Origin of the sequence: Mesorhizobium sp. M0514, assembly GCF_040321145.1 — a bacterium.
Classification (GTDB): domain Bacteria; phylum Pseudomonadota; class Alphaproteobacteria; order Rhizobiales; family Rhizobiaceae; genus Mesorhizobium.
This window is the reverse complement of record NZ_JAMYQZ010000171.1, coordinates 1-4,751: the sequence shown is the minus strand read 5'-3', so window position 1 is coordinate 4,751 and position 4,751 is coordinate 1. Positions and strand designations below refer to the sequence as shown.

The following is a 4,751-nucleotide window of genomic DNA, read 5'->3' as shown; positions in this document are numbered from 1 at the left end:
GCCAGTCTGGAAAAAACATCTAGGGAAATTCACAAACTGCTGAGAGCCACGTGGCGGTGCTATGATGTCGATGTTGTCAACTGCGATCAGGCCAGCGTCGGTGACGCAGTGCGAGCGCGGGCGCTCTGCAACGACCTGACAATCGTCGGCCCTGCACTTCTCAACGACGTTAACGTCGGTCCCCTTGTTATCAACGGCAGCCTGTTCGACACCGGAAAGCCGGTGCTTGTCGTGCCGGAGGGCGCTGAGGCGACTCTGTCTCCACGGCGGGTGCTGGTCGGCTGGGATTCGCGAGTCGAGGCGTCCCGTTCGGTTCGGGAAGCGCTGCATCTGCTAGCCGGTGCTGAGGAAGTTCGTGTCGCACTCGTCGATCCGGAGGCGACCTGCACCGGAAACGGTACCGAGCCGGGAGCCGACATCGCTGCCTATCTCACTAGGCACGGTGCTCGGGTGTCGGTTGACCTGCTGGCGAGCGCCGGAAAATCGGCAGCCACGGTGCTCGCGCAGCACGCAATCGACACGTCTGCAGAAATGATCGTCATGGGCGCTTATGGCAGCCGCCGGCTGCGCGAGCGGATCTTCGGTGGCGTGACGAGATGGATAGTTGGGAAGCCGCCATTGCCGCTGTTTTTGGCTCGCTGACGGGTTCCGAAGCAGCACCGACGCTGTTCGAAACTCTACTCACTGGGTCACTATCTTGATGCCAAGTCGGAGAAAGATCGCGGCAACATGCAAGCTTCGCGAAGCTTCTCGGAGCCAGTCTGCACGCGCCGCCCGAGAACATTCGCGCACGCCTCTAACGCGCGCCCGGGGGGGTTCTGCTCGCCCGAGTTGGTCCGTGATGCTGAGACCAACGGCCGGGCAGAGGTATGGGCAGTGCTCACTGCAGCCACGATCACGGCGCAGGTCGGCGTCAGGTCAAAGAGGGTCGTTCAGCGCGACCGAGTTCGGACCCGTAGCGGCATCGCATGGGCGCTATCCCGATCTCCTCAATTTTGGCCGGGAGCTGAACAACGCGATGACCGTGCCGTGGCCGGGGCCCGTCAACTTCGAGTAGGGACCGGTCGGGCTCTTGCCGGAGTCGGCGGGAATTGATGGCATCAATCACGTTGTCATCGCGTGGGATGGTAGCCGGGTTAGCAGCGAGGACGGCCGCGTCTTCAGTGTTTTCATTCTGTCCGGCCCGGCCCGCGTGGCGACCGAGCGGTCTTTGGGGCTGGTCAAATTCCGACAACGCTCACATTCGCACCAGGCGGTCCCTGTAGTGCCTGAGCACAGGGAACACCGAAAATATCGGCACAAAGCAGGAATCCCGCAGAGTGCACCGACCGGCACATACCGGCACTCATCCTGGCCTTTTCGCCGTGATGATCATCGTCGATCTGGTGATGACGGTACTCGCGACCCGCAGCCGGACATGACCGGCTTCGTCGCGAAGAACTCCGGCGTCGCGAGCCAGGAATTCAATCGCAAAGCGGAAGAGGTAGGGCAGGGGCGATGCTCGGGTGGAGCGGCCCCTGCAATCGCAATGGCGTTCCGCTTCCACCTGAGCGACCGAAACGGCAAGAAGCTCAAGCAAGGCTTGAGGCGGACGATGATCACGAGCCTGGCGGTAGCCAACGCAGTCATGATGTCCATCTGCTCGTCCCTCGGCCAGAATATATGTCGAGTCGTCCGTGGCCACGCTTCTCTGGCGACGCGAAGCGCCTGATGCGTGTCCAAGACCTGACAGTAGCAGAAAACATGTCGCGTCCAATACAACCGGCTATCTTGGGCACCCCGGACGTCTTTTAAGGATCAAGGGTTTACTGCGCGCTGAGCGCGTTGGCATGGCCTTTGCGAATTGAGAGTCAGCAACACTGAGTGAAGGCTGACTGCACGCAGATGCGCAAGACGAGCGATGCTCTACCTTCCTTGAACCCTCGTTCCCCATCTCAAAGGGGGAACAAGCCTGCGCATAAGGTCACGCAACCTTTGGCAACAGCTTTGGAGAGCAAAATGGTGTTGCGGATGGGGTCACCGGCTCCTTCGATCAAAGTGGAGGACTGGCTGCGTGGCGAGCCTCTTGCGAACTTCCAGCCCGGCAAAGTCTATATCGTCGAATTTTGGGCAACTTGGTGCGAACTATGTGCCGCGGGGATGCTCGAGCTGATGCAGCTACAGGAGAAATACAAGGACAGCGGGCTTGAGGTCGTCGGGATCGCGGCTGATGAAGACGCTCCAACGGCCGTCGAGGCCCGGACCAAGTTGGACGCGTGGTTGGCTGAAAAGTGCCCGGATCTGAATCATCGGATTGCGTTCGATTTCACAGGCGAAATGAAGAAGCTTTGGAGGGAACCCAGCTTTTGCGTCGGGGTTCCGACCTCGTTCGTAGTCGACCGAGACGGCTGCATCGCCTTTATCGGTCATCCGAGCCAACTCGGTGAGGTTTTGCCGAAAGTGCTCAACGGCAGCTGGCGTACCAGCAACAAAGCGAAAGCGGCCGATCAGGAGCGGATCGCCACAAGCGAACCCCTGGCGCGCGAACAAGCGTTGAAGAAGCCGATCGATGACAGGTTCTGGGCGGCGGTGAAGTTGGAAGATTGGAAGACGGCGCTCTGGGCGATCGAAGAGGGCATTGCCTTGATGCCGGACGACCTCAATTTCCGCCTGGCTCATGCACATCTGTTGCTTCACAAAATACAAGACATGTGGACCGGCTTGCCCGTGATGCGCCAATTGGTTCGCGACGCGATCGACAAAAATTCCGAGGATTGGATGGTTTCGGCGCTAGACCAACTTTTCCATCCGGCCAATGATCATTCGCGCCTTCCCCCTGCTGAGCGCTTCGCGATGGGCAAGGAGCTACCCGAACACATCCTGGCGCTGAATCCCCCGCAAGGCGACAGTCCTAAGTTCCGGTCCTATCCCGCAGTCGCCCGGTACTATCACGAGAACGGCAACAATGATCGCGCGACCGAGTTGGTCGAACTGGCACTGCAGTCGCTGGACGGTCCGGAGCCTGTCCCGGACGAATTGAAAGAGCACCTTCTACCGGATTTGCTGCAGGCCCTGGCCAACTACAGAGGCGGGAAGGTTTGTTACGGCGCTCTCTGTGGGGCTCCGCAAAACCATTTCCCGGAGGTGCCAAAGCGCGGCCGGGCAAGAGGAATACTTAAGAAGGGGGTGGTCGGAATGTTTACTGGCCGGTTCATCCATTTCCCTGGCGTGGCCGCAGCAAGCAGGCCCCATGCAGCACAGGGCGGATCGTTTGCAGCAGGTTCGAGGTTCGTATCTTGCGATGACCTGCGGCCGCATCGCGGCGGAAGTGATGTTCGACGCGAATTCGCGTGGAGGACTTCGCAGTCGAGGAGGTGTTCAAGGTCGGCCACGGCGACATCAATTGCGCGGAATCGGCCGCCGCGAGCCGGGCGTCGGGTGCGCAAGTGTGCCCGAAGTAGGCGTCCCGTGCTTCGAGGAGAGGACTGAAACGAGGAGAAGGCGAAATGTCTGATGCCGCGGTCAGCCCGGCTGTCAACGAGGACGAGTCGGCCCTTGCCACACCGTTCCTCAGATGCCTGCGGCTGGTCCGTCCTCCAGACTCCTGCGGCTCGTGGGAAGGCAAATCGGACGCCGAACTGCTGGCCAACTTCATCGTCACCAGAAAACAGCGACGTGCTATGCCCGTCATCGACGATCCCGAGCCGGACCTGTGGAGGCTCGACTTGTTCTACACCGCCGTCGGGCTCGCGATTGAGGAGCGTTGCGGTCTGATGACATCGCCAATGACAAAGATGAAATCCACGAGGGCTTGGGGCGCATGCTTTCCACGGCCGGGCAGTTGGTCGTTCTGTCGAGACATTCACCGGTTCGGCTTCGAGACGCTTCGGAAACTCGCTGAGGCCGGTACGAAACTGTCGAAGATGCGACCTCAGTCACTGAAGCCTAATCGCAACCTGGCACGGGCGTGAAGACACCGATTTCGAGGAAGGATCTATGTCAAAGCTGAATGAGATGGGAACGAAAGTCCGAAAGCTTCAGCTGCGCGCGGCAATTGCCAAGATGAAAATTGCGCGACCTTGCAGAGAATCTCCCGGGAAAATGGACGGAGATAGAGGAAGTTGCCGAGGAAACGTCGGCGGTTTTTGCCGAGTTGGATGGCTCGCTACAATGAAGAAGTTACGATGATGAGCACATTCACCACCCGCGACGGCTCCGGATGGGTGCCGGAATACCTCACCGCTATAGACGGCACGACCTGCATCGGCTGCGGCCGCTGTTTCAAAGTCTGCTCTCGCGAGGTCATGCATCTTTACGGCGTCGATGACGTGGGTGAAATCCTCGGCGCCTGCGACGGCCAAGACGACGATTTCGACGGCGAGCTCAATCGCATGATCATGGTCGTCGACCATGCCGGCCGCTGCGTTGGCTGCGGAGCCTGCGGCCGCGTCTGCCCGAAGAACTGCCAGACCCATATTGCGGCCGACCAGGTCGCTGCATGATCTGGCGGACAAACCAGGAGAACGGCGTTGCCCTTTAGAATCTTTTATTGCTTCCTGTGGCTGGCCCTGTGCAGTAACGCTCTGACCTTCTACTTCGCTTCTTACTCCATCCGCACAGTAGTCGTCACGACCCTGGCTTGTTCGCTGGCCCTTCAGCTGGCGTATTTCGCAAGCGTGCTCTTTCTGATCTGGCGCTCTAGCTGCGCCAGCTCAGCTGGCCAAAGGGCTGAGCATTTCGGTCGTTGCAAGGAAGTCGGGTCCGAGCCGCCA

6 protein-coding genes and 1 pseudogene are annotated in these 4,751 nt (G+C 59.8%); all 7 read left to right on the top strand.

The features are described 5' to 3' along the window. The coding region (locus tag NKI61_RS32305; protein ID WP_352842346.1) for a universal stress protein at positions 1 to 642 on the top strand (642 nt) is incomplete at its 5' end. A gap of 775 nt (positions 643 to 1,417) precedes the next feature. Then, positions 1,418 to 1,711, top strand: coding sequence for a hypothetical protein (locus NKI61_RS32300; RefSeq protein WP_352842345.1), 294 nt, complete (start codon positions 1,418 to 1,420; stop codon positions 1,709 to 1,711). 287 nt (positions 1,712 to 1,998) lie between these two features. Next, positions 1,999 to 3,468 carry a TlpA disulfide reductase family protein gene (locus tag NKI61_RS32295; RefSeq protein ID WP_352842344.1) on the top strand — a complete coding sequence of 490 codons (1,470 nt, stop codon included), beginning with the start codon at positions 1,999 to 2,001 and terminating at the stop codon, positions 3,466 to 3,468. A 17-nt stretch (positions 3,469 to 3,485) separates the two neighbouring features. Next, complete coding sequence (locus NKI61_RS32290) at positions 3,486 to 3,950, top strand: DUF269 domain-containing protein (protein ID WP_352842343.1); 465 nt, start codon at positions 3,486 to 3,488, stop codon at positions 3,948 to 3,950. A gap of 25 nt (positions 3,951 to 3,975) precedes the next feature. Then, positions 3,976 to 4,153 (top strand): annotated as a pseudogene (locus tag NKI61_RS32285) (CCE_0567 family metalloprotein). A 10-nt stretch (positions 4,154 to 4,163) separates the two neighbouring features. Continuing rightward, complete coding sequence (gene fdxB, locus NKI61_RS32280; RefSeq protein WP_352842342.1) at positions 4,164 to 4,481, top strand: ferredoxin III, nif-specific; 318 nt, start codon at positions 4,164 to 4,166, stop codon at positions 4,479 to 4,481. A 27-nt stretch (positions 4,482 to 4,508) separates the two neighbouring features. Then, positions 4,509 to 4,751: exopolysaccharide production repressor protein (locus tag NKI61_RS32275; RefSeq protein ID WP_352842341.1), on the top strand; the 243-nt coding region annotated here is incomplete at its 3' end.

Excerpts from the sequence above, each read along its gene's own strand:
- fdxB (WP_352842342.1), top strand. The coding sequence starts at position 4,164 with ATGATGAGCACATTCACCACCCGCGACGGCTCCGGATGGGTGCCGGAA.
- NKI61_RS32290 (WP_352842343.1), top strand. The coding sequence starts at position 3,486 with ATGTCTGATGCCGCGGTCAGCCCGGCTGTCAACGAGGACGAGTCGGCC.
- NKI61_RS32295 (WP_352842344.1), top strand. The coding sequence starts at position 1,999 with ATGGTGTTGCGGATGGGGTCACCGGCTCCTTCGATCAAAGTGGAGGAC.
- NKI61_RS32300 (WP_352842345.1), top strand. The coding sequence starts at position 1,418 with ATGACCGGCTTCGTCGCGAAGAACTCCGGCGTCGCGAGCCAGGAATTC.